The 24553-nt window shown below is 63.5% G+C and carries 27 protein-coding genes and 1 pseudogene; 18 read left to right on the plus strand and 10 right to left on the minus strand.

Annotated features, from left to right (window positions below):
• Positions 1-27 precede the first annotated feature (27 nt).
• The 8 genes from proC to REH59_RS27170 all read left to right on the plus strand — a co-directional run bounded on the left by proC (position 28) and on the right by REH59_RS27170 (position 5872).
• Entirely contained in the window at positions 28-846 is an 819-nt protein-coding gene (gene proC / locus REH59_RS27135) for a pyrroline-5-carboxylate reductase (RefSeq protein ID WP_004575483.1), read from the plus strand.
• Between the two features lie 10 nt (positions 847-856).
• Positions 857-1447, plus strand: a complete 591-nt coding sequence (locus REH59_RS27140; RefSeq protein WP_012053960.1) for a YggT family protein — start codon at positions 857-859, stop codon at positions 1445-1447.
• Between the two features lie 99 nt (positions 1448-1546).
• A complete protein-coding gene (gene metX, locus REH59_RS27145; protein ID WP_003249108.1) occupies positions 1547-2686 on the plus strand; it encodes a homoserine O-succinyltransferase MetX in 1140 nt (379 codons plus the stop codon).
• 7 nt (positions 2687-2693) lie between these two features.
• Complete coding sequence (metW, locus tag REH59_RS27150; RefSeq protein ID WP_003249106.1) at positions 2694-3314, plus strand: methionine biosynthesis protein MetW; 621 nt, start codon at positions 2694-2696, stop codon at positions 3312-3314.
• A 22-nt stretch (positions 3315-3336) separates the two neighbouring features.
• On the plus strand, positions 3337-3771 hold the full coding sequence (locus REH59_RS27155; RefSeq protein WP_012053961.1) for a DUF4426 domain-containing protein: 435 nt from the start codon (positions 3337-3339) through the stop codon (positions 3769-3771).
• Entirely contained in the window at positions 3768-4364 is a 597-nt protein-coding gene (gene rdgB / locus REH59_RS27160; protein WP_003249101.1) for an RdgB/HAM1 family non-canonical purine NTP pyrophosphatase, read from the plus strand. Before REH59_RS27155 ends, rdgB begins: the two co-directional genes overlap by 4 nt.
• Complete coding sequence (hemW, locus tag REH59_RS27165; protein WP_003249098.1) at positions 4361-5536, plus strand: radical SAM family heme chaperone HemW; 1176 nt, start codon at positions 4361-4363, stop codon at positions 5534-5536. The genes rdgB and hemW overlap by 4 nt, the downstream gene beginning before the upstream one ends.
• Positions 5537-5545: 9 nt before the next feature.
• Positions 5546-5872, plus strand: a complete 327-nt coding sequence (locus REH59_RS27170; protein ID WP_003249095.1) for a DUF3392 domain-containing protein — start codon at positions 5546-5548, stop codon at positions 5870-5872.
• Positions 5873-6080: 208 nt separating this feature from the next.
• On the opposite strand, the gene trmB is transcribed toward REH59_RS27170, so the two are convergent.
• The 4 genes from trmB to REH59_RS27190 form a co-directional block, all read right to left on the minus strand.
• Entirely contained in the window at positions 6081-6803 is a 723-nt protein-coding gene (trmB, locus tag REH59_RS27175) for a tRNA (guanosine(46)-N7)-methyltransferase TrmB (RefSeq protein ID WP_004575478.1), read from the minus strand.
• A gap of 9 nt (positions 6804-6812) precedes the next feature.
• On the minus strand, positions 6813-7625 hold the full coding sequence (locus REH59_RS27180; protein WP_014861492.1) for a thiazole synthase: 813 nt from the start codon (positions 7623-7625) through the stop codon (positions 6813-6815).
• Between the two features lie 54 nt (positions 7626-7679).
• Positions 7680-7880, minus strand: a complete 201-nt coding sequence (gene thiS, locus REH59_RS27185; RefSeq protein WP_003249090.1) for a sulfur carrier protein ThiS — start codon at positions 7878-7880, stop codon at positions 7680-7682.
• Between the two features lie 102 nt (positions 7881-7982).
• Entirely contained in the window at positions 7983-8354 is a 372-nt protein-coding gene (locus REH59_RS27190) for a DUF423 domain-containing protein (RefSeq protein WP_010955645.1), read from the minus strand.
• A gap of 29 nt (positions 8355-8383) precedes the next feature.
• Between REH59_RS27190 and mtgA the strand changes: the two are divergent.
• Positions 8384-9129, plus strand: a pseudogene (gene mtgA, locus REH59_RS27195) (monofunctional biosynthetic peptidoglycan transglycosylase).
• Positions 9130-9333: 204 nt separating this feature from the next.
• On the opposite strand, the gene rpoH reads toward mtgA, so the two are convergent.
• The 4 genes from rpoH to ftsY form a co-directional block, all read right to left on the minus strand.
• Complete coding sequence (rpoH, locus tag REH59_RS27200) at positions 9334-10188, minus strand: RNA polymerase sigma factor RpoH (protein WP_003249083.1); 855 nt, start codon at positions 10186-10188, stop codon at positions 9334-9336.
• A gap of 111 nt (positions 10189-10299) precedes the next feature.
• A complete protein-coding gene (gene ftsX, locus REH59_RS27205) occupies positions 10300-11325 on the minus strand; it encodes a permease-like cell division protein FtsX (protein WP_003249081.1) in 1026 nt (341 codons plus the stop codon).
• Positions 11322-11993 (minus strand): cell division ATP-binding protein FtsE, encoded by a 672-nt coding sequence (gene ftsE / locus REH59_RS27210; protein WP_003249079.1) that lies wholly within the window; start codon positions 11991-11993, stop codon positions 11322-11324. Before ftsE ends, ftsX begins: the two co-directional genes overlap by 4 nt.
• A 2-nt stretch (positions 11994-11995) precedes the next feature.
• A complete protein-coding gene (ftsY, locus tag REH59_RS27215; protein ID WP_003249078.1) occupies positions 11996-13480 on the minus strand; it encodes a signal recognition particle-docking protein FtsY in 1485 nt (494 codons plus the stop codon).
• 231 nt (positions 13481-13711) lie between these two features.
• Here ftsY and REH59_RS27220 point away from each other — a divergent pair, with 231 nt between their 5' ends.
• The 4 genes from REH59_RS27220 to REH59_RS27235 all read left to right on the plus strand — a co-directional run bounded on the left by REH59_RS27220 (position 13712) and on the right by REH59_RS27235 (position 18286).
• Complete coding sequence (locus REH59_RS27220) at positions 13712-15067, plus strand: M16 family metallopeptidase (RefSeq protein ID WP_004575476.1); 1356 nt, start codon at positions 13712-13714, stop codon at positions 15065-15067.
• On the plus strand, positions 15060-16550 hold the full coding sequence (locus REH59_RS27225; RefSeq protein ID WP_003249076.1) for a M16 family metallopeptidase: 1491 nt from the start codon (positions 15060-15062) through the stop codon (positions 16548-16550). The genes REH59_RS27220 and REH59_RS27225 overlap by 8 nt, the downstream gene beginning before the upstream one ends.
• Positions 16550-17152 carry a 16S rRNA (guanine(966)-N(2))-methyltransferase RsmD gene (gene rsmD, locus REH59_RS27230; protein WP_003249075.1) on the plus strand — a complete coding sequence of 201 codons (603 nt, stop codon included), beginning with the start codon at positions 16550-16552 and terminating at the stop codon, positions 17150-17152. Before REH59_RS27225 ends, rsmD begins: the two co-directional genes overlap by 1 nt.
• A 141-nt stretch (positions 17153-17293) precedes the next feature.
• Positions 17294-18286, plus strand: coding sequence for a hydrolase (locus REH59_RS27235; protein ID WP_003249073.1), 993 nt, complete (start codon positions 17294-17296; stop codon positions 18284-18286).
• Positions 18287-18338: 52 nt separating this feature from the next.
• Here the strand turns inward: REH59_RS27235 and REH59_RS27240 are convergent, their stop codons facing one another.
• Both REH59_RS27240 and REH59_RS27245 read right to left on the minus strand, forming a co-directional pair.
• Entirely contained in the window at positions 18339-19193 is an 855-nt protein-coding gene (locus REH59_RS27240) for a sulfurtransferase (RefSeq protein WP_003249071.1), read from the minus strand.
• 35 nt (positions 19194-19228) lie between these two features.
• Entirely contained in the window at positions 19229-19894 is a 666-nt protein-coding gene (locus REH59_RS27245; protein WP_003249070.1) for a TetR/AcrR family transcriptional regulator, read from the minus strand.
• A gap of 150 nt (positions 19895-20044) precedes the next feature.
• On the opposite strand from REH59_RS27245, the gene REH59_RS27250 reads away from it, so the two are divergent.
• From REH59_RS27250 to REH59_RS27270, 5 genes are all read left to right on the plus strand, one after another.
• Positions 20045-21475 carry a coniferyl aldehyde dehydrogenase gene (locus REH59_RS27250; RefSeq protein ID WP_014861495.1) on the plus strand — a complete coding sequence of 477 codons (1431 nt, stop codon included), beginning with the start codon at positions 20045-20047 and terminating at the stop codon, positions 21473-21475.
• Positions 21476-21485: 10 nt separating this feature from the next.
• Positions 21486-21971, plus strand: a complete 486-nt coding sequence (locus REH59_RS27255; RefSeq protein ID WP_014861496.1) for a hypothetical protein — start codon at positions 21486-21488, stop codon at positions 21969-21971.
• Positions 21972-21991: 20 nt separating this feature from the next.
• On the plus strand, positions 21992-23590 hold the full coding sequence (locus REH59_RS27260; RefSeq protein ID WP_014861497.1) for a GMC family oxidoreductase: 1599 nt from the start codon (positions 21992-21994) through the stop codon (positions 23588-23590).
• A gap of 112 nt (positions 23591-23702) precedes the next feature.
• The gene (gene coaD / locus REH59_RS27265) at positions 23703-24182 is read left to right on the plus strand and encodes a pantetheine-phosphate adenylyltransferase (protein WP_014861498.1); all 480 of its coding nucleotides are present in this window, start codon (positions 23703-23705) and stop codon (positions 24180-24182) included.
• 107 nt (positions 24183-24289) lie between these two features.
• Positions 24290-24541, plus strand: coding sequence for a YfhL family 4Fe-4S dicluster ferredoxin (locus tag REH59_RS27270; RefSeq protein ID WP_003249063.1), 252 nt, complete (start codon positions 24290-24292; stop codon positions 24539-24541).
• Positions 24542-24553 lie beyond the last annotated feature (12 nt).

Here is a 24553-nt window from a genome sequence, read left to right on the forward strand (position 1 = left end):
ACTCACTCTTTTCCACAAGGACCTGACATGAGCAAGACACGTATTGCCTTTATCGGCGCCGGCAACATGGCCGCCAGCCTGATCGGTGGTCTGCGTGCCCAGGGCCTGGACGCCTCGCAGATCCGCGCCAGCGACCCGGGCGCCGAGACCCGCAGTCGCATCCAGGCCGAGCACGGCATTGAAGCCTTCGAGGACAACGCCCAGGCCATCGATGGCGCTGACGTCATCGTGCTGGCGGTCAAGCCACAAGTCATGAAAACCGTATGTCAGGCACTGCAACCCAACCTGCAGGATGGCCAGCTGATCGTTTCAATCGCCGCCGGCATCACGTGCGCCAGCTTGCAAAGCTGGGTGGGTGCTCGCCCGGTGGTGCGCTGCATGCCCAACACCCCGGCATTGCTGCGCCAAGGCGTGAGCGGCCTGTACGCCACCGCTGAAGTGTCCGGCGAACAGCGTCAGCAGGCCGAACAACTGCTGTCGGCCGTGGGCACCGCCCTGTGGCTGGAGCAGGAACAGCAACTGGACGCCGTGACAGCTGTGTCCGGCAGTGGCCCAGCGTACTTCTTCCTGCTGATCGAGGCCATGACCGCGGCAGGCGAAAAACTCGGCCTGCCACGCGAAACGGCCTCCCAACTGACCTTGCAGACGGCCCTGGGCGCCGCGCGCATGGCAGTTGCAAGCGATGTCGATGCCGCTGAACTGCGCCGCCGCGTCACTTCGCCCGCCGGCACCACGGAAGCGGCGATCAAGTCGTTCCAGGCCAGCGGCTTCGAAGCCATCGTCGAGCAGGCGCTGCAGGCTGCAGCCACGCGCTCCGCCGAGCTGGCCGAACAACTGGGCAAATAAGGAGCTTTAGATGAATGCACTGTCAGGCGCCGCGATTTTCGTGGTGCAAACCCTGGTCAGCCTTTACCTGGTCATCGTCCTGCTGCGCTTCGTGCTGCAACTGGTCAAGGCCAACTTCTACAACCCGCTGTGCCAGTTCGCCGTTCGTGCCACCCAACCGCTGCTCAAGCCGATCCGCCGGATCATCCCTAGCGTTGGCGGGCTGGATACCTCGTCGCTACTGCTGGCGGTGGTCATCCAGGCCTTGCTGATGGGCTTTGTGCTGATGGTCACCTACGGTACCTTCGGCGACGTCCTGCACCTGCTGATGTGGGCGATCATCGGCATCACCTCGCTGTTCCTGAAGATTTTCTGGGTGGCGATGATCGTCATGGTGATCGTTTCCTGGGTTGCCCCCAACAGCCACAACCCGGCGGCCGAACTGGCCTACCAGATCAGCGAGCCCGTGCTGGCGCCGTTCCGCCGCCTGGTGCCAAACCTGGGCGGCATGGACATCTCGCCGATCTTCGCCTTCCTGGCGATCCAGGTGATCCAGTCGTTTGTCATGCCTCCGCTGGCCGCCTACGCGGGCATGCCTCAAGAGCTGTGGCGAATGATCTGAGGCTCGCCAGAGCCAGCGTGCCCCCAGTCGCAAGCCTTTGCTTGCCGCTGGGGGTAGCGCTCTTTAGACTTACGCCTCCGTCAAGCGTGAGCAGGGTCGATGTCAACTGTCTTTCCCGAAGATTCCGTCGGTCTGGTAGTACCGCAAACCGCCCGGTTCGATGAACCGCTGGCACTGGCCTGTGGCCGTTCACTGGCCAGTTACGAACTGGTCTACGAGACCTATGGCACCCTGAACGCCAGCGCGAGCAACGCCGTGCTGATCTGCCATGCCCTGTCCGGCCACCACCATGCCGCTGGCTACCATGCCGCCACCGACCGCAAGCCGGGCTGGTGGGACAGCTGCATCGGCCCCGGAAAACCGATCGATACCAACCGCTTCTTCGTGGTCAGCCTGAACAACCTCGGCGGCTGCAACGGCAGCACCGGCCCCAGCAGTGTCAACCCAGCCACCGGTAAACCCTATGGCGCCGAGTTCCCGGTATTGACCGTGGAAGACTGGGTGCACAGCCAGGCACGGCTGGCCGACCGCCTGGGCATCCAGCAGTGGGCAGCTATCGTCGGCGGTAGCCTGGGTGGCATGCAGGCGCTGCAATGGACGATGACCTACCCCGAGCGCGTACGCCACTGCGTCGACATCGCCTCGGCACCCAAGCTGTCGGCGCAGAACATCGCCTTCAACGAGGTGGCGCGTCAGGCCATTCTTACCGACCCTGAGTTCCATGGAGGCTCGTTCCAGGACCAGGGCGTGATCCCCAAGCGCGGCCTGATGCTGGCACGCATGGTCGGCCACATTACCTATCTGTCCGATGATTCGATGGGTGAAAAATTCGGCCGAGAGCTGAAAAGCGACAAGCTCAACTACGACTTCCACAGCGTCGAGTTCCAGGTCGAAAGCTACCTGCGCTATCAGGGCGAGGAGTTTTCCGGCCGTTTCGACGCCAACACCTACCTGCTGATGACCAAGGCACTGGACTATTTCGACCCGGCCGCCACGCACGGTGGTGATCTGGCCGCCACCCTGGCCCACGTCAAGGCAGACTACTGCATCATGTCGTTCACCACCGACTGGCGCTTCTCTCCGGCCCGTTCGCGCGAGATCGTCGACGCGCTGATGGCCGCGCGCAAGAACGTCTGCTACCTGGAGATCGATTCGCCCTACGGGCACGATGCCTTCCTGATCCCCACACCTCGCTACATGCAGGGTTTCTCGAACTACATGAACCGCATTGCCATCTGAGGACAGCATGAGAGCCGATCTGGAAATCATCCACGACTGGATCCCCGCCGGCAGCCGGGTACTCGACCTGGGCTGCGGTAGCGGCGAACTGCTGGCCTCGCTGCGTGACCGCAAACAGGTCACCGGCTACGGCCTGGAAATCGACGCCGACAATATCGCCGCCTGCGTGGCCAAGGGCGTCAACGTCATCGAACAGGACCTGGACAAAGGCCTGGGCAACTTCGCCAGCAACAGCTTCGACGTGGTGATCATGACCCAAGCCCTGCAGGCCGTGGAATACCCCGACCGCATCCTCGACGAAATGCTGCGAGTGGGCCGTCAGTGCATCATCACCTTCCCGAACTTCGGCCACTGGCGCTGCCGCTGGTACCTGGCGACCAAAGGCCGCATGCCGGTATCGGACTTCATGCCGTATACCTGGTACAACACGCCGAACATCCACTTCTGCACCTTCGCCGACTTCGAAGAACTTGTGCACGAACGCCGAGCCAAGGTACTCGACCGCCTGGCGGTCGACCACTTGCACCGCAACGGGTGGGGTGGCCGGCTATGGCCTAATCTTCTAGGTGAGATCGGCATCTACCGCGTCAGCAGTCCGGGCCTGCAAGAGCATCAGCTCGCGGTCTGACGCCCACCGGAGGAATCGCACCATGCGTCGCCTAGCCCTGTTCCTGATCAGCCTGTGCCTGGCCCTGCCAGTATTGGCTGCCGATGCCGCACGCCCCGAGCGCAAGGAGGTATTTGGCGACGTGACGGTGCACTACAGCGCATTCACCTCGAGCATGCTCACACCCGAGGTGGCCGCGGCCACCGGCCTGGTTCGCAGCAAGAACCAGGGCGTGCTCAACATTGCCGTGCTCAAGGCCGGCAAACCCACCCCAGCACTGGTCAGCGGTAAGGTCAGAGACCTGACCGGGCGCATCAGCCCGCTGTCGTTCAAGCAGATTACCGAACCGGGCGCGGTGTACTACATCGCCCAGTTCAAGATCGAACAACCAGAAACCGTCACCTTCGACCTGACCATCGAAACCGGCGGCATCAGCAACTCTCTCAGCTTCAACCAGGAAGTGTTCCCAGGCGAATGATGAATTTCCAGCAACTCGTATTGGCCAGCCACAATGCCGGCAAACTGAAGGAACTCCAGGCCATGCTCGGCCATTCCGTGCAACTGCACTCGATTGGTGAGTTCAGCCAGGTGGAGCCGGAAGAAACCGGCCTGTCGTTCGTCGAGAACGCCATCCTCAAGGCGCGCAACGCCGCCCGCATTTCCGGCCTGCCGGCCCTGGCCGATGACTCTGGCCTGGCAGTGGACTTCCTCGGCGGCGCGCCGGGCATCTACTCGGCGCGTTATGCCGACGGCAAAGGTGACGCGGCAAACAATGCCAAGCTGCTCGAAGCCTTGAAAGACGTGCCTGAAGCTGAGCGCAGTGCACAGTTCGTCTGCGTTCTGGCGCTGGTGCGCCACGCCGACGACCCATTGCCGATCCTGTGCGAAGGCCTGTGGCACGGGCGCATCCTGTTCGAGGCCAGCGGCGAGCAGGGCTTTGGCTACGACCCGCTATTCTGGGTACCGGAGCGCAACTGCTCCAGCGCCGATCTAGCCCCAGCAGACAAGAACCAGCTCAGCCACCGCGCCCGTGCCATGGCCCTGCTGCGCAAACGTCTGGGCCTGGCATGATCGAAATGCTGTCGCCCCCCGGCGCGGCAGGCTTTAGCAGCCTGCCGCCGCTGGCGCTGTACATCCACATTCCGTGGTGCGTACGCAAATGCCCTTATTGCGACTTCAACTCCCACGCAGCCGGGCCTGAACTACCGGAAGATGCCTACGTCACAGCCCTGCTCGACGACCTCGACCAGGAACTGGCTGCCGTACAAGGTCGCCCGATCAGCTCGATCTTCTTCGGTGGCGGTACGCCAAGCCTGTTCAGTGCCAACGCCCTTGGCCGGCTACTGCGTGGCATAGAGCAACGTATTCCGTTCGCGCCAGACATCGAGATCACCCTCGAAGCCAACCCGGGCACCTTCGAGCAGGACAAGTTCAAGGCCTACCGGCAGACCGGTATCAACCGTCTTTCGATCGGCGTGCAGAGCTTCCAGCCAGCCAAGCTGGAGGCACTGGGGCGCATCCACAATGGCGACGAAGCGGTGCGGGCCGCCGACATGGCGCGCGCGGCCGGTTTCGACAATTTCAACATGGACCTGATGCACGGCCTGCCCGACCAGTCGCTGGACGACGCGCTGGGTGACCTGCGCCAGGCCATCGATCTGGGGCCGACACACCTGTCGTGGTATCAGCTGACCGTGGAGCCGAACACGGTGTTCTGGAACCAGCCGCCAGAGCTGCCCGAAGACGATATCCTCTGGGATATTCAGGAAGCCGGCCAAGCGCTGATGGCCGAGCACGGCTACCGCCAGTACGAGGTATCGGCCTACGCCCAGGCAGGCCGCGCCGCCCGCCACAACCTCAACTACTGGCGCTTCGGTGACTTCATCGGCATTGGCGCTGGCGCTCACGGCAAGCTCACCTTTGCCGACGGGCGCATCCTGCGTACCTGGAAGACCCGCCTGCCCAAGGATTACCTGAACCTGGCCAAGCCGTTCAAGGCCGGCGAGAAGCTGCTGCCAGTCGATGAACTGCCGTTCGAGTTCCTGATGAACGCCCTGCGCCTGACCGATGGCGTGGAAGCCGAACTGTTCACCCAACGCACCGGCTTGCCACTGTCACAGCTGCAGGAAGCACGCCGTGCCGCCGAACAAAAGGGCCTATTGCAGGTCGAACCGGATCGACTGGTAGCCACGCCGAGGGGCCAGTTGTTCCTCAATGACCTGCTGCAGTATTTCTTGACCTAAGGATGACCCATGGATCTGGTACTTGATCTGCTCGCGACGGTTTCCCGCTGGAGCCGCAGCAACCTGTCGGAGATTTCACTGGCCTTGGTAGGCTGCCTGCTGGTGCTGTTCGGCACCGATGTCAAAGCCTGGGCCGAGCAGCGCCTGGGCGGCCTCGCGGGCGCCCTGCGCGTGCCGTTCATGGCGCTGATGGTCATGATCGGCAGCGGTGCTGCGCTGATCTATGCCACACCGTGGGTGGTGAAGGGGCTCAGCCAGTTCAACAACTATGCGTTGGCGCCTGTGTTGCTGGTGGTGCTGGTATTGATTGGCGTGGTGGCGGATCGCCGAGGCTGAGCCAATGGCCCCGGGCCCTTGTAGGAGCGGGTTCACCCGCGAAAGGGCCGGCCGTGCTGGCCAATCTCCACCCGCCGTTCACCGTTGCCGCCACTACCGTATTCGTGGGTGAACCCACTCCTACAAAGAAAAAACCGCCCTTCTCAAGGCGGTTTTTTTCGCCTGCATTCCTGCAAGCATCGGCACATCGAGAAGCCGTATCAGCCGCTCAATCGACCTTCTCGAACTTCAAGTCCCACACCCCGTGCCCCAGCCGCTCACCGCGGCGTTCGAACTTGGTGATCGGGCGCTCTTCGGGGCGCGGCACATAGGTGCCGTCTGCCGCACGGTTGCGATAGCCAGGAGCTGCGCTCATCACTTCCAGCATGTACTCGGCATACGGCTCCCAATCGGTGGCCATGTGGAACACACCACCGGGCTTGAGCTTGCGACGTACCAGCTCGGCGAACTCCAGCTGGACAATGCGGCGCTTGTGATGACGCGCCTTGTGCCAAGGGTCTGGGAAGAACAGCATCAACCGATCGAGGCTGTTATCCGCCACGCAGCGGTTCAGCACTTCGATAGCATCGCAGTCATACACCCGCAGGTTTTTCAGCCCTTGGGTCAGCACGCCATTGAGCAGCGCACCAACACCTGGGCGGTGCACTTCCACACCGATGAAGTCCTGCTCAGGGGCGGCGGCCGCCATTTCCAACAGGGAATGGCCCATGCCGAAGCCGATCTCCAAGGTGCGCGGGGCCGAACGGCCGAACACCTGGTCGTAGTCCACCGGGCTGTCAGCCAGTGGCAGGATGTACAGCGGGCCGCCTTGGTCCAGGCCGCGTTGCTGGCCTTCGGTCATGCGCCCGGCACGCATCACGAAGCTCTTGATGCGGCGGTGTGGGCGGGCTTCGCCGTCGGGGGTGATCGGCGTATCGTGCGATTCAGTCATCAGTTGCTCTTACTTGATCAGACCATCCAGCGGCGAAGAGGCGCTGGCATAGAGTTTCTTCGGCATACGGCCGGCCAGGTAGGCCATGCGACCCGCGACAATGGCGTGTTTCATGGCCTCAGCCATCAGCACCGGCTGCTGGGCGTGGGCGATGGCCGAGTTCATCAGCACTGCCTCACAGCCCATTTCCATGGCGATGGTGGCGTCGGATGCGGTACCCACGCCAGCATCGACCAGCACCGGCACCTTGGATTCTTCCAGGATGATCTGCAGGTTGTAGGGGTTGCAGATACCCAGGCCGGTGCCAATCAGGCCAGCCAACGGCATGACAGCAATACAGCCGACTTCGGCCAGCTGACGGGCGATGATCGGGTCGTCGCTGGTGTAGACCATGACATCGAAACCTTCCTTGACCAGCACTTCGGCGGCCTTGAGGGTTTCGATCACGTTGGGGAACAGGGTTTTCTGGTCGGCCAGCACTTCCAGCTTCACCAGCGTCCGGGACTCGTGCGATTTGCGCCCATCGAGCAGTTCGCGGGCCAGACGGCAAGTGCGTACCGCTTCCACCGAGTCAAAGCAGCCTGCAGTGTTCGGCAGGATGGTGTACTTGTCGGGCGACAGTACATCGAGCAGGTTCGGCTCGCCCGCGTTCTGGCCAAGGTTGGTGCGGCGCACAGCGACAGTGACGATTTCGGCACCCGAGGCCTCGGTGGCCAGGCGGGTTTCTTCCATGTCACGGTACTTGCCGGTACCGACCAGCAGGCGCGACTGGAAAGTACGCCCGGCCAGGGTGAAGGGCTTGTCGCTACGAACGTTGCTCATCGTTGTTCCTCGGGAAAAGGTTGCAGGGCTTGCTTGTGAACCGCCGGGCTGCTGTCAGCCGCCACCGATGGCGTGGACCACTTCTACCTGGTCGCCGTCATTCAGCAGCGTGCTGTCGTGCTGGCTACGCGGCACGATATCCAGGTTCAGTTCCACTGCAACACGGCGCCCGGTCAGTTCCAGGCGCGCCAGCAGGGCTGCAACGCTTTCGCCGGCAGGCAGTTCGTAAGGTTCACCGTTCAATTTAATGCGCATGCGCACGGCCACCATTGTTCTTTGGGGCCAGCATTCTAGCGCCGAACCGCCCTGCAACCCAAGGGCGGTGCGCGCCATTAGTCGTGATTGTGGACCACTCGGTCAGCCCAGCCGCCAGGCTGCCAGGCCCAGGCACAGCCAGCCGACAAGGAAGCACAAGCCACCAATCGGGGTGATGATGCCAAGCTTGCCAAGGCCACTGAGGGTCAGCAGGTACAGGCTGCCGGAGAACAGCACGATGCCCAACGCAAACAGGCCGCCAGCCCACCCGACCAGGCGCCCGGGCAGGTGCGCCGAGAGCACCGCAACGCCGAAGATCGCCAAGGCATGGACCAGTTGGTAAGTCACGCCGGTATGGAAGATTGCCAGGTAGTCAGCCGTCAGCCGGTTTTTCAGGCCATGAGCGGCGAAGGCGCCCAAGGCGACACCGGTAAAGCCAAAAAAGGCGGCAAGCATCAGGAAGCTGCGAAGCATGGGACGACTCCTTGTATCGGGTCTGTATAATGGCCCCTTCCACCCTTAGGGCCAAGCCATCGACATGCTGTCAACGCTTATCCGTCGCCTCTCCCGCGCCCTGCTCTGGTTCGTTGCCGGCAGCATCGTGCTGGTGCTGGTGTTCCGCTGGGTACCACCGCCCGGCACGGCGCTGATGGTCGAGCGCAAGGTACAGTCTTGGGTGAATGGTGAACCGATCGACCTGCAGCGCGACTGGGAGCCATGGGAGAACATCTCCGATGAGCTCAAGGTTGCAGTCATTGCTGGCGAGGACCAGAAGTTCGCCAACCACTGGGGCTTCGACCTCCCGGCCATTCAGGCGGCGTTGGCCCACAACGAGCGCGGTGGCAACATTCGCGGCGCCAGCACCCTGACCCAACAAGTGGCCAAAAACCTGTTTCTGTGGTCAGGCCGCAGCTGGTTTCGCAAGGGGCTGGAGGCCTGGTTCACCGCACTGATTGAGCTGTTCTGGTCGAAGGAGCGGATTCTCGAGGTCTATTTGAACAGCGCCGAGTGGGGCAAGGGCGTGTTTGGTGCCCAGGCGGCGGCGCGTTATCACTTTGGTGTCGACGCCAGCCGGCTCAGCCGCCAGCAGGCGGCGCAGCTGGCTGCGGTGCTGCCTAGCCCCATCAAATGGAGTGCCAGCCGGCCGAGTGCCTACGTGGCCAGCCGGGCCGGCTGGATTCGCCGGCAGATGAGCCAGCTGGGCGGGCCCAGCTACCTGATGCAGCTGGACTCATCCAGAAAGCTTTGAATGCAGGCCCGGCCCTTTCGCGGGTAAACCCGCTCCTACGGGCAACCGCGTGCCCGGCCTCCTCGCGGGCAAACCCGCGCGTACAGGCAACCGCATCCCCTGTAGGAGCGGGTTTACCCGCGAAGAGGCCGGCAAAGCCAGCACAAACAAAAAAGCCGCTCACCCCATTCGGGCCAGCGGCTTTTCTTTACAACCCAGACTCGATCAGGCAGCGATCAGTGCCTTGACCTTGTTCATCGCATTCTTCTCCAGCTGGCGAATACGCTCAGCCGATACGCTGTACTTGTCTGCCAGTTCATGCAGCGTGGCCTTCTCTTCCGCCAGCCAACGCTGATAGAGAATGTCGCGGCTACGCTCGTCCAGACCTTGCAGCGCTTCGTGCAGGTTGCTGGTGGAATTGTCACTCCAGTCGGCATCCTCCAACTGCACCGCCGGATCGTAACGGTGGTCTTCCAGGTAATGCGCAGGCGACTGGAAGGCGCTGTCGTCGTCAGCTTCCGCTGCCGGATCGAAAGCCATGTCCTGGCCGCTGAGGCGGCTTTCCATCTCGCGCACTTCGCGCGGCTCGACGCCAAGGCTTTCCGCCACGCGATGCACTTCGTCGTTGTTCAGCCACGCCAGGCGCTTCTTCTGGCTACGCAGGTTGAAGAACAGCTTGCGCTGAGCCTTGGTGGTAGCCACTTTGACGATGCGCCAGTTGCGCAGAATGAACTCGTGGATCTCTGCCTTGATCCAGTGCACAGCGAACGACACCAGGCGCACACCCATTTCAGGGTTGAAGCGCTTGACGGCTTTCATCAGGCCGACATTGCCTTCCTGGATCAGGTCAGCCTGGGCCAACCCGTAGCCGGCATAACTACGGGCGATATGTACGACGAAACGCAGGTGGGCCATCACCATCTGACGAGCGGCCTCGACATCCTGCTCATAATAGAGACGCTCGCCCAGATCACGCTCCTGCTCGACCGTCAGCAGCGGGATGCTGTTGACCGTGTGCACATAGGCTTCCAGGTTTGCACCGGGTACCAGGGCATAGGCAGGTTGCAACGATGTGGTCATTCAAGAACCTCCGACTTACAAAACTCGCACCTTGTGGGCGCTGCCAACATTGACCTGGAACGACGGTACAAGTTCCGCAGTGAAGAAAATGTCAATGCTGGCACGTAAAAACTATCGCGGCGCCAGCTCGTTCAAGTGGCGGGCGACTGCAATCCATGCACCGATATACCCCAACAACACTGCTCCGATCAAGAGCGACAGACCATCGGAAGCCGGAACGCCGCCCAGGGCGAAGTCACTGCCATACAGCCCGGAAAGCCCTACCACCGCCTCGTTCAGCCAGTTCAGGCCAAACGCCAGGATGCCCCACGCCAGCAGGCCTGCGCCCAGGCCATACAGGGCGCCCATGTACAGGAACGGCCGGCGCACGTAGGCGTCGGTGCCGCCGACCAGCTTGATCACTTCGATCTCGATACGACGGTTTTCAATGTGTAGACGAATTGTGTTACCGATTACTAACAGCAGGGCAGAAATCAGCATTACGGCCAGGCCGAAGACGAAGCGGTCACCCAGCTTGAGGATGGCTGCCAGGCGCTCGACCCAGACCAGGTCCAGTTGCGCCACGTCCACCCGCGGCAGCTCCGCCAGGCGCTGACGCAAGGCGTCCAGGGCCGGCTTGTCGACCTCGGTCGGGGTTACCACCACCACACCCGGCAGTGGGTTGTCTGGCAGTTCGCGCAAGGCCTCGCCCAGGCCGGACTGCTGCTGGAACTCCTCCAGGGCCTGCTCGCGGCTGACATACTGGGCGTCCGCCACGCCAGGCATGCCCTTGATCTCGTCGCGCAGCGCTTCGCCATCGCGGCTGCCGGCATCAAGCTTGAGGTACAGCGAAATCTGCGCAGCGCGCTGCCACGAACCGCCCAGCTGCTCGACGTTCTTCAGCAACAAGGACAGGCCCATCGGCATGCTCAGCGCCACGGCCATGACCAGGCAAGTGAAGAAGCTGCCGATCGGCTGCTTGCCCAGGCGGCGCAGGCTGTCGGCCAAGCTGGCACGGTGGCTTTCCAGCCAGGCATGCAGCAGGGTGCGGAAGTCCGGGCCATCATCGTCTTCACCGCGCTTTTTCTTCGCAGGTTGCGGATCGGCCGGTTTCGGTGCGACCCGCTCGGAAACCTTCGGCGTGCGTGTAGTGTTCATTGCCCGGCCTCCCCATCGCCGATCAAGCGGCCGCGTTGCAAGGTCAGCATGCGGTGGCGCATGCGCGCGATCAGTGCCAGGTCGTGGCTGGCGATCAATACCGTCGTGCCCAGGCGGTTGATGTCCTCGAACACGCCCATGATCTCTGCAGCCAGGCGCGGGTCGAGGTTACCGGTGGGTTCGTCGGCCAGCAGCAGAGCCGGCTGGTGAACGATGGCGCGGGCGATACCCACCCGCTGCTGCTGCCCGGTGGAAAGGTCGGCCGGGAACAGCTCGCCCTTGTCGGACAGCGACACGCGCTCCAGCGCCGAGTCCACGCGCTTGGCGATCTCGACCTTGGACAGGCCGAGAATCTGCAACGGCAAGGCAATGTTGTTGAACACGGTGCGGTCGAACAACAACTGGTGGTTCTGGAACACCACGCCGATTTGCCGGCGCAGGAACGGGATTTGCGCATTGCTGATCTGGCCTAGGTCCTGCCCTGCCAGCATCAGCTTGCCGCTGGTCGGGCGCTCCATGGCCAGCAACAGGCGCAGCAGGGTGCTCTTGCCTGCGCCCGAGTGGCCGGTGACGAACAGGAATTCGCCCCGGCGCGCCCGGAAACTCAGCTCATGCAACCCCACATGACCGTTGGGATAGCGCTTGGCAACCTGCTCGAATCGGATCATGGTCAATCTCGCTCGGCGAACAGAGCCTTGACGAACGGCTCGGCTTCGAAGGTACGCAGGTCGTCGATGCCTTCACCGACGCCGATGAAACGGATCGGGATGTTGAACTGCTTGGCCAGGGCGAAGATCACCCCGCCCTTGGCAGTGCCGTCCAGCTTGGTCAGGGCCAGGCCGGTCAGCTCGACGCTCTGGTTGAAGTACTTGGCCTGACTGATGGCGTTCTGGCCGGTGCCGGCGTCAAGCACCAGCAGCACCTCGTGCGGCGCCTCAACGTCGAGCTTGCCGATGACCCGGCGGACCTTCTTCAGCTCTTCCATCAGGTTGTCTTTGGTGTGCAGGCGGCCGGCAGTGTCGGCGATCAGCACGTCGACGCCACGGGCCTTGGCGGCCTGCACGGCATCGAAGATGACCGAAGCAGAGTCGGCCCCCGTGTGCTGGGCGATCACCGGAATCTGGTTACGCTCGCCCCACACCTGCAACTGCTCGACCGCGGCGGCGCGGAAGGTATCACCGGCAGCCAGCATGACCTTCTTGCCTTCCAGTTGCAGCTTTTTCGCCAGCTTGCCAATGGTGGTGGTCTTGCCGGCGCCGTTCACGCCAACCACAAGGATCACATAGGGTTTGTTCTGGGCCTGTACGTTCAGTGGCTGCTCGACCGGGCGCAGCAGCGCAGCCAGTTCTTCCTGCAACGATTTGTACAGGGCATCGGCATCGGCCAACTGCTTGCGCGCGACCTTCTGGGTCAGATTCTGGACAATGGCCGAGGTAGCCTCCACACCCACGTCGGCAGTCAGCAGGCGCGTCTCGATTTCGTCGAGCAGGTCGTCGTCGATGACCTTCTTGCCGAGGAACAGGCTGGCCATGCCCTCGCCGATGCTGGCACTGGTCTTGGACAGGCCTTGCTTGAGGCGCGCGAAGAAGCCGGGCTTGGCCTGTTCGACGGGTGCAGCAACAGGGGCGGGTGCCGCGCGTTCCGGGATTGCGGGCGGTGCCTTCGGCTCCAGGTCCGGCACCAGGGCCACGGGCTCTTCGGCAACCGGCAGCACCAGGTTGCTGACCGGCGCTGCGGCCTCGACAGGGGCAGACTCGACAGGGGCCGCCTGCAAGGGCATGGACGCAACCGGCTGAGGTGCAGGTGCCACCAGCGGCTGGGATGCGACCGGCTCTGGCTCAGGCGCCTGCAACGGCTGCGACGCAACCGGCTCAGGGACGGGGGCCTCGACTACCGGGGGCCGGGCCGGTGCGGCGACCGGCTGCGGCTCAGCCAGCTGTGGGGCAGCAGGGGCCTGAACGGGTTCGGGGGCCTGTGGCGCTTCGGCGGCAGATCCCTCGACCGGAGCGGCTGCAGACTGCTCGACAGCGGGGGGTTCATGCGCGGGCACGCCCGCTCCCGCAGGTGGCTGCGGCTTCTTGCGAAACCAGCTGAACAGGCCTTTCTTCTCACCAGCCTCGGCCGGCGCTTTTTTGTCGTCGTTGGAACCAAACATGGAAGACGGCTATCTCAGGGTAGCGATAGGCCAGCTATGGCCAATCGGGAATTCTCTCTACGCAGAACAGACTATCTTGAAGCCGGCTGGTTCATGCGCAACGTTTTGACTTAGTGTCCTGTGGGCCAGAACGGCGACAGGCATGGTCGCCAGGCAACCGGATCAGTATCCTAGCACCTCCTGGCCCGCCGACGCTAAACCCAGCGGGCCGCCGAACAGGTTAAACACCGTATGAACGCTCTAGCCCGCCGCGCCGCTGGCCTGTTGCTCGGCACGCTCTGCCTGCCGCTCGCGGCCTTTGCCGCCGATGTGCAACCCACCCACGAATTCATCCTCGACAATGGCCTGAAGGTCGTGGTCCGCGAAGACCATCGCGCCCCGGTGGTGGTCTCGCAGATTTGGTACAAGGTCGGCTCCAGCTACGAGACCCCGGGCCAGACCGGCTTGTCCCATGCGCTGGAACACATGATGTTCAAGGGCAGCGCCAAGGTCGGCCCCGGCGAGGCCTCGCGCATTCTGCGTGACCTCGGCGCCGATGAAAACGCCTTCACCAGCGACGACTACACCGCCTATTACCAAGTGCTGGCCCGCGACCGCCTGCCGGTAGCCCTGGAACTGGAGGCGGACCGCCTTGCCAGCCTGCGCCTGCCTGCCGACGAGTTCAGCCGCGAAATCGAGGTCATCAAGGAAGAACGCCGTCTGCGCACCGACGACCAGCCCAATGCCAAGGCATTCGAGCTGTTCCGCGCCATGGCCTACCCCGCCAGCGGCTACCACACGCCGACCATTGGCTGGATGGCCGACCTGGAGCGCATGAAAGTTGAGGAACTGCGCCACTGGTACGAGTCCTGGTACGCCCCCAACAACGCCACCCTGGTGGTGGTCGGTGATGTCACCGCCGACGAGGTCAAGGGCCTGGCGCAGAAGTATTTCGGCAATATTCCCAAACGCGCCGTACCGCCAGCCAAGCTGCCTCTGGAGCTGGCCGAACCTGGTTGGCGCCAGTTGACCCTGCACGTGCGAACCCAGCTGCCAAGCCTGATCTACGGCTTCAACGTGCCCGGTCTGCCCACCGCCAAGGACCCTCGGACGGTACATGCCCTGCGCCTGATCTCGGCACTGCTCGACGGCGGCTACAGCGCCCGCATGCCGGCCCGCCTGGAGCGTGGCCAGGAACTGGTGGCCGGCGCGTCGTCCAGCTACAACGCCTTCACCCGCGGCGACAGCCTGTTTCTGATCTCGGCGACGCCGAATGTGCAGAAGCAGAAAACCCTCGCCGACGTCGAGAAAGGCATCTGGCAGCTGCTTGAAGAACTCAAGAGCACGCCGCCCAGCGCCGAAGAGCTGGAACGCGTACGCGCCCAGGTCATCGCCGGCCTGGTCTACGACCGCGACTCCATCAGCAGCCAGGCCACCACCATCGGCCAGCTGGAAACCGTCGGCCTGTCCTGGAAGCTGATCGACAGCGAACTGGACGAGCTCAAGCGCGTCACCCCGCAGGACATCCAGAACGCCGCGCGCACCTACTTCACCCGCGAACGCCTGAGCGTTGCCCATGTACTGCCCGAGGAGTCCGCCCATGAGTGATCGCCGCGCACCACGCCCAACCCTGCTGGCCACGGGCATTCGTGCCCTGGCGCTGGCGGCAGTGCTGGCCGCTCCGGCCATGGCCGATAACGCTGCCAAGGCCGACAGCAGCGCAGCCCGCCCGGCCAACACCTTGCAGTCGCTGGCCGAACTGAATGGCAAGGCACCCAGCCGGCGTCAGCTGAACATCCAGCACTGGAACACCGCCGAAGGTGCCCGGGTGCTGTTCGTCGAGGCCCGCGAACTGCCCATGTTCGACCTGCGCGTCACCTTCGCTGCCGGCAGCAGCCAGGACGGCGGCACGCCAGGCCTGGCCGCTCTGACCAACGCCATGCTCAACGAGGGCGTGGCCGGCAAGGACGTCACCGCCATCGCCGAGGGCTTCGAAGGCCTGGGCGCAGACTTTGGCAACGGTTCCTACCGCGACATGGCCGTCGCATCGCTGCGCAGCCTCAGTACCAAGGACAAGCGCGAACCGGCCCTCAAACTGTTTACAGAGGTGGCGGGCAAGCCAACATTCCCCGAGGATGCCCTCAAACGCATCAAGAACCAGATGCTGGCTGGCTTCGAATATGAGAAGCAAAACCCCGGCAAGATCGCCGGCAAGGCCCTTTTCGGCAAGCTCTATGGCGACCACCCCTACGCCCACCCAAGCGACGGCACCGCAGAGAGCATCACGGGCATAAGCCTTGCCCAGCTGCGCGCGTTCCACGCCAAGGCCTATACCGGCGGCAATGCGGTAATCGCCCTGGTCGGCGACCTCAGCCGTGCAGAGGCCGAAGCCATCGCCGCCCAGGTGTCGGCTGGCCTGCCCAAGGGCCCTGCGCTGGCCGCACCGGCCCAACCCACAGACGCCAAGGCCGGCCTGACCCACATCGACTTCCCGTCCAAGCAGACCCACCTGATGCTGGCCGAACTGGGGATCGACCGCCAGGACCCGGACTGGCCAGCCCTGTCGCTGGGCAACCAGATCCTTGGTGGTGGCGCCTTCGGTACCCGGCTGATGAGCGAGGTGCGAGAGAAGCGTGGCCTGACCTACGGCGTTTACTCGGTATTCAGCCCGATGCAGGTACGCGGTCCGTTCATGATCAACCTGCAAACCCGTGCCGAGCTCAGCGAAGGTACGCTCAAGCTGGTGCAAGGCATTCTCGCCGACTACCTGAAGACGGGCCCTACCCAACAGGAACTGGACGATGCCAAGCGCGAGCTGGCCGGCAGCTTCCCGCTGTCCAATGCCAGCAATGCCAGCATCGTCGGCCAATTGGGCGCGATCGGCTTCTACAACTTGCCACTGACCTGGCTAGAGGACTTCATGCAACAGTCCCAGGCCCTTACCGTCGAACAGGTCAAGGCAGCCATGAACAAACACCTGTCAGCCGATAAACTGGTGATCGTCACCGTTGGCCCGAAAGTGCCACAAAAACCGCTGCCAGCACCCACTGACAAGCCCTCCGAGCAACCGCTCGGGGTACCGGAGCACTAATGCCAAGATCCACCCCTCCCGCCCGCCCGCAAGCGGGCCAAAGCAAGGGCCAGGGCCACCTGCGCATCATCGCCGGCGAGTGGCGCAGCCGCCGCCTGGCGGTGCCGGAAGGCGAAGGCCTGCGGCCAACGCCTGACCGCGTACGGGAAACCGTATTCAACTGGCTGGCACCCTACATCGAGGGCGCCCGCGTGTTGGACGCCTTCACCGGCAGCGGTGCCTTGGTGCTCGAAGCCCTGTCCCGTGGGGCCGAGGATGCCGTGGCGCTGGACAGCAACCCTGCGGCCATCGCCAACCTGAAGAACAACCTCGAAATCCTGCGCTGTCCCCGCGGGCAAATTCTGCAAACCGACGCCCTGCGCTACCTGCAAGGCCCGGCCAAGCAGCAGTTCGATGTCGTGTTCCTCGACCCGCCGTTCCACCAGGACCTGCTGGCCAACACCTGCAACATGCTGGAGCAGCATCAGTGGTTGAGCGAGCAGGCTTGGGTCTACACCGAAAGCGAAGCGGCACCCTCGACCTTGCAACTGCCAGGCAACTGGCGCCTGCACCGCGAGAAGAAGACCGGCCAGGTGCACTACGCACTCTGGCAGCGGGGCTGATTACCCGCCGGGTGGGGTGTAATGGGTTGCCACACCCCACCTGTGCCATGCTTGGAGCTGCACCTTCACTCCCACCAATGGCGCAGGTACTGCGGCGCTGTTTCGTGGCAAGCTAGCAAGGCACATCATGAGCCACCCAGCATGCCCAGCCCCAACGCCACATTCCGTCCGGCCATCGGCCTGTCCAATCCCCACCTGCAGACCTTGTGGGGGCCACTCTGGCGCAAGCTGCCTGAGCTGCAGCGTGACCGCGAACGACTGTGGCTGGCTGACGGCGACTTCATCGACCTGGACTGGCATGGCCCGCACCAACCCCATGCGCCACTGGTACTGGTGCTGCATGGGCTGACCGGCTCGTCTCACTCGCCCTACGTGAAAGGCTTGCAGCAAGCGCTGCAAGGTCGCGGCTGGGCCAGCGTGGCAGTGAACTGGCGGGGTTGTTCAGGCGAGCCCAACCTGTTGCCGCGCAGCTACCATTCCGGCGCCAGCGAAGACCTGGCGGAAATTGTCAGCCATCTTCGCGCCCAGCGCCCGCTGGCGCCGCTGTATGCAGTGGGTTATTCGCTGGGTGGCAATGTATTGTTGAAATACTTGGGTGAGAGCGGCGTCGCCAGCCAACTGGAAGCAGCGGCTGCAGTTTCGGTGCCCTTTCGCCTGGACCACTGTGCCGACCGTATCGGCCAAGGGTTCTCCAAGGTGTATCAGGCGCATTTCATGCGCGAGATGCTGGCGTATGTTCAGCTCAAGCAGCGGCACTTCCACGACCAGGGCCAGCATGAACAGCTGGCGACACTGGAGCGCCTGGGCCAACTCACCAACTTGCGCACATTCTGGGACTTCGACGGTAAAGTCACTGCACCGCTCAATGGCTTTCGCGATGCGCACGACTACTATCGTCGCTCATCCAGCCACTTCTTCCTTGGCCAGAACCGCACGCCAACGCTGATCATCCATTCCAGCGATGACCCCTTCGTGTCCAGCCACAGCCTGCCGACGGCCCGTGAACTGTCACCACAAACCCGCTTCGAACTGCATGACCGCGGTGGGCATGTGGGCTTTGTCGATGGCAGCCTGCGAAATCCGGGGTACTACCTGGAACGACGGATTCCGCAGTGGCTGGTGGACGGCAGCTAGCGCTCGAATGCGTAAAGGCTGCGCGCTCCCACAGAGATTTAACCCGATCTGCTTACTCGCCGGTGGCCACAGCATGCTGCGGGTTGTTGATCCACTCGCTCCACGACCCCGCATACAGCTTGCCCAGCGGGTACCCCGCCAGGGCCATTGCAAACAGGTTATGGCAAGCAGTTACCCCAGACCCGCAATAAGACACCAACTGCTCCGGCGCCCGTCCACCCAGCTTTTCGGCAAAACGCTGCTTTAGCTGATCCGCCGGCAAAAAACGCCCGTCAGCCCCCAGGTTGTCGGTAAACGCCGCGCACTGGGCCCCGGGAATATGCCCTGCCACCGGGTCGATCGGCTCCACTTCACCGCGAAAACGCGGCAAGGCACGCGCATCGATCAAGGTCAGGTCTGCACTACCAAGGCGCTTGCCCAGATGGTCGGCATCGATCAGCAGCTTCGCGTCAGGTTCACCACTGAAAGTGCCCTCACGTTTGGGCGGCGGGTCCAGGCTCAACGGCAGGTGCGCCGCGTGCCAGGCCTTCAGGCCACCGTCGAGAATCGCCACACCGCTGCGCTTGCCCAGCCAGACCAGCAGCCACCAGGCGCGGGCGGCAAAGGCGCCGGGGCCGTCGTCGTACAGCACCACCTCGCTGTCGTTGTTCAGGCCCCACTCTCGCAGGCGCTCGACCAGCCGCTGGGCATCGGGCAGCGGGTGGCGCCCGGTGCGCCCCTTGCTCACCGGTCCGCTGAGATCCCGGTCCAGGTCGGCAAAATGCGCCCCCTCAATATGCCCCTGGGCATAGCTGCGCTGGCCATAGTCCACATCCTCGAGGGCAAAGCGGCAGTCGAGGATCACCAACTTGGGCGAGCCCAGACGCTCGGCCAACTGCTGCGGGGTGATCAATTGCGCAAGGGGCATGACAATCTCCTGATCGATGGCACTAGGGCCCTGGGCTAGTGCTCCAGGGCCTGGTTGAACGGTACATGGAATTCCTGACACAGCGCGTCCACGGCAGGACGGGCATTGTCGGTGACGAAACCGAGCTCCAGCACCAACACCTGATAGACGCCGCGCTTGAAGGCTTCTTCACCCAAGTGCGCGGAATGTTCACGCGTGGTGCTGAGAAAACGTACCCATGATGTCAGCACGATCCAGGCATTGATGGTCAGCGATTCGATCTGCGCCGGCACCATGGCCAGGATCCCAGCCTCGACAAAGCCGCGGTAGATCGCCTGGCCCTGGCGCAGGCAGCGTTCGGAAAAACGCCGGTAACGGGCGGCCAGTTCGGCGTCGCTGTCCAGCAGATGCTCCAGGTCACGGTGCAGGAAGCGGTAGTTCCACATCGCCGCCAACAAGGCCTTGAGGTAGAAGCGTTTGTCTTCCACGGTTGCCGCGCGGCCCTGCGGCGGGCGCAGAAAGCTGTCCACCAGCGCTTCGTACTGGCTGAACAACAGGGCAATGATCGCCTGCTTGTTGGGGAAGTGGTAATACAGGTTGCCGGGCGAGATTTCCATGTGCGCGGCAATGTGGTTGGTACTGACGCTGCGTTCGCCCTGCTGGTTGAACAGCTCCAGGCTGTTCTGCACGATGCGCTCTCGGGTCTTCATGCGCGGGGCCATGCTCAGCTCCCAGTCTGCGGGCTTTCATCAAAGGTTTATCTTACGGCGTATTACAGATGGAATGCACCGTTGAGCGGCATGGAAAAATTCGCACCATGGTACAAATTAGAGTATAGGCTCTAGGCACCCCGGCCCGGACTCGACACCACCATGAACTCGCCCAGCGCCTTGCCCCCTCTGCAATTCGACCTCGACCTCGCAACGACGTTCGCGGCCCAGCGCCAGGCCTTTGCCGGTAACCCGCTGCCACCAGCGGCGCAGCGGCGGCAGTGGCTGAAAAGCCTGCGTGAAGCCTTGCTGAGCAGCCAGGCAGAACTGATCGAAGCCATCAGCCAGGATTTTGCCGGGCGCAGCGCCGATGAGACCTTGCTGGCCGAACTGCTACCGTCGGTGCAGGGCCTGCGCCACGCCGAAAAGCACTTGCAAAGCTGGATGCGCACCCGCCGACGCCGCGTCGGCCTGGCGTTCCAGCCGGCCAGCGCACAGGTGCGCTATCAACCCTTGGGCGTGGTCGGCATCATCGTGCCGTGGAACTACCCGCTGTTCCTCGCCATCGGCCCGTTGACCTGCGCCCTGGCCGCCGGCAACCGGGTCATGCTCAAGCTTAGCGAGGCCACGCCCGCGACTGGCCTGGCCCTACAGCAACTGCTCGAGCGTGTGTTCCCCACAGACCTGGTCAGCGTTGTGCTCGGTGAGGTCGAGGTGGGCCAGGCCTTCGCCCGCCTGCCGTTCGATCACCTGCTGTTCACCGGTGCCACCAGCGTGGGCCGCCAGGTGATGCAGGCTGCCGCACACAACCTGACCCCGGTCACCCTGGAGCTGGGTGGCAAATCCCCCGCTATTGTTTCTGAGGATGTGCCGCTGGACAGCGCCGCCGAGCGCATCGCCTTCGGCAAGACCCTCAACGCCGGCCAAACCTGTGTCGCTCCCGACTACGTACTGGTGCCGCGCGAACGGCTGCCCGCCTTCAGCGACGCCTACCAGCGCGCCGTGCACCGACTGTACCCGCGTATTGCCGACAACCCCGACTACACCGCCATCATCAACCCGCGCCAGTTGCAGCGCTTGCAGCACCTGCTGGACGATGCCCGCGCCAAAGGCGCGCAAGTACTCGACTTGTACCCAGGCGAAGCCCCTCAGGGGCGGCGCCTGCCACCACACTTGCTGCTGGATGTGAACGACAGCATGCAGGTGATGCAGGACGAAATCTTCGGCCCGCTATTGCCGTTAGTGCCTTATGACGGCCTCGACCAGGCCTTGGCCTACATCAACCAGCGCCCACGCCCACTGGCGCTGTACTTCTTTGGCTATGACCGCCACACCCAGGAGCATGTGCTGCGTCACACCCACTCCGGCGGTGTGTGCCTGAACGACACCTTGCTGCATGTTGCCCAGGACGATCTACCCTTCGGCGGCATCGGCCCTTCAGGCATGGGCCACTACCATGGTCATGACGGCTTCCTCACCTTCAGCAAGGCCAAGGCAGTACTTGCCAAACAACGCTTCAACGCCGCACGGCTGATTTACCCACCTTATGGCAAAGCCTTGCAGCGCTTGGTCTACAAACTGTTCATCCGCTGAGGATCGCACCATGCACCGCCGCAACCTGCTGCGTTTCAGCCTCGGCGCCAGTGCTTTTCTGGCGGGTGCCAGCCTGGTGGGGTGCAGCGTGCAAACCGCCGCGACCGGCTATCAGGTACTCCGTGACGACGACCTGCCCCTGCTGCGTGCGCTGATCCCGGTGGTCCTGGCCGGTACACAGGCCACCGATGCGCCGGTGTTGCGCAGCCTCGACAACAAGCTGGCGGCGTTGTCGCCGGAAATGCTCAAGCTCACCCGGCAATTATTCGACGTGCTCAGCCTGCCGCTGACTCGCGGCCCGCTGACCGGCGTCTGGGGCAGTTGGGGCCAAGCTTGCGCCACGCAGGTCACGGCGTTCCTGCAGCGTTGGCAGGACAGCTCGCTGAACCTGCTACGCATGGGGCACGCCTCGTTGCTGCAACTGCTGCAAATGGCCTGGTACGAACGCCCCGAATCCTGGGCAGACTGCGGTTACCCGGGCCCACCGAAAATCTGAAAACAACAAGAGCATCGCCAATGCCTGTCCCCGACCCGTTTCGCCAAGGCCTCGAACGCGGCTGGATCACCCACGACGCCTCGCGCCTGGAGCACGACCTGTTTCTGGAGGCCGACATTGCCGTGATCGGCAGCGGTGCCGGCGGCGCCACCAGCGCGCAGATGCTCAGCGCTGCCGGTTTCAAGGTACTGCTGATCGAAGAAGGCCCCCTGAAAACCAGTGGCGATTTCCACCTGCTGGAGAGTGAAGCCTACGCAAGCCTGTACCAGGAAGGCCTGGGACGCATGAGCAAGGATGGCGCCATTACCATCCTGCAGGGCCGCGCCGTGGGTGGCACCACGCTGGTGAACTGGACCTCAAGCTTTCGTACCCCGCCGCAAACCCTGGCGCACTGGGCGTCGGTCCATGGCGTGAACGGTTTGGGCGAGGATGAACTGCGCCCCTGGTTCGAGCGCATGGAGCAGGAACTGGGCATCAGCCCTTGGGCCTTGCCGCCGAATGCCAACAACGAGGTGCTGCGCCGGGGCTGCGAACAGCTGGGTTACCGCTGGGGGGTGATCCCGCGCAATGTGCGCGGCTGCTGGAACCTGGGCTACTGCGGCATGGGCTGCCCGGTGAATGCCAAACAATCGATGCTGGTGACCCGTATACCTGCCACCCTCGAGCAAGGCGGCGAACTGCTGTACCTGGCGCGGGCCGAGCGCTTCACCCACAACGGCGAACGCATTCAGAGCCTGACATGCCAGGCCCTGGACGCCCAGGGCATACACCCTACTGGCCGGCAGGTCGGCGTGCGGGCACGTCATTACCTCCTGGCCGGTGGCGGTATCAACAGCCCGGCCCTGCTGCTGCGCTCTACCGCGCCCGACCCGCATGGTCGCCTGGGCAAGCGAACCTTCCTGCACCTGGTCAACTTCAGTGCGGCACGCTTCAGCGAGCGTATCGACCCCTACCATGGTGCCCCGCAATCGATCTACAGCGATCACTTTCAGTGGCAAGGCGGCGTAGACGGCCCGGTTGGCTACAAGCTGGAAGTACCGCCGCTGCATCCGGCCCTGGCCAGCACCCTGCTGGGCGGGTACGGCCACGAGAGTGCCGAGCGCATGGCCGAGCTGCCACATACCCATGTGATGCTGGCGCTGCTACGCGATGGTTTTCACCCCGAAAGCCAGGGCGGGGCCGTGGAACTGCGCGGCGATGGTTCACCCGTGCTCGATTACCCGGTCACCGACTACCTGCGGGATGGCCTGCGGCGCGCCTACCGCAGCATGGCGCACATACAGTTCGCCGCTGGCGCCACCCAGGTAACCCCGGTGCACAGCGACGCCAGCGCCGCCTCTCGCCTGGAACAGGCCCTGACCATGATCGACAAACTGCGCCTGGAGCCCTTCCGCACGCGCTTGGGCAGTGCCCATGTGATGGGCGGCTGCGCCCTCGGCGAAGATCCGCGTCAGGCGGTGTGCGACAGCCTGGGGCGCCATCACCAGCTGGAAAACCTGTCGATTCACGACGGCTCGCTGTTCCCCACCAGCATCGGCGCCAACCCGCAATTGTCGGTGTATGCCATCAGCGCCAGGCTCAGCGAAGCACTGGTCAGCCGCCTGGCACACAGCGCATGACAACGAACATGGCCCCTGTCTATAGTGCCATCAGTCGGCCGCATGACTTGGCCGGGGCGCCGTCGCTGCGCTACCATCCGACTCCCCAACGCACTCCAGCCAGGATGACGCGATGAACCGAGTGTTGTACCCGGGTACTTTCGACCCCATTACCAAAGGCCATGGCGATCTGGTCGAGCGCGCTTCGCGGCTATTCGACCACGTGATCATCGCGGTGGCGGCCAGCCCCAAGAAAAACCCCTTGTTCCCACTGGAACAACGGGTTGAGCTCGCCCGTGAGGTCACCAAGCACCTGCCCAATGTCGAAGTCATCGGCTTCTCTTCCCTGTTGGCGCATTTCGCCAAGGAACAGGGCGCCAACGTCTTCCTGCGTGGCCTGCGTGCGGTGTCCGACTTCGAGTACGAGTTCCAACTGGCGAACATGAACCGGCAACTGGCACCCGATGTCGAGAGCCTGTTCCTGACGCCGTCGGAGCGCTATTCGTTCATTTCCTCGACCCTGGTCCGGGAGATTGCTGCGCTGGGCGGTGATATCAGCAAGTTCGTCCACCCGGTGGTGGCCGAGGCACTGACTGAACGCTTCAAGAAGTAAGCCTGACGCCTGATTGTCGCGCCCGCGTGCACTGCGGGCGCGAATGCGGCACAATTGTGCCCATTGCGTTGAACATGCCCGGGCTGTGAGCCCCGGCCGGAGTCCCCATGTCCCTGATCATCACCGACGATTGCATCAATTGCGACGTCTGCGAACCCGAGTGCCCGAACGAGGCTATCTCCCAAGGCGAAGAGATCTACGTGATCGACCCTAACCTGTGCACCCAGTGCGTAGGCCATTACGACGAGCCGCAGTGCCAGCAGGTCTGCCCGGTCGACTGCATCCCGCTGGATGAAGCGCACCCGGAAACCGAAGAACAGCTGATGGCCAAGTATCGCCGGATCACTGGCAAGGGCTGATCACTGCCCTTC

The organism is Pseudomonas sp. BO3-4 (assembly GCF_034044115.1).
Lineage (GTDB): Bacteria > Pseudomonadota > Gammaproteobacteria > Pseudomonadales > Pseudomonadaceae > Aquipseudomonas > Aquipseudomonas alloputida.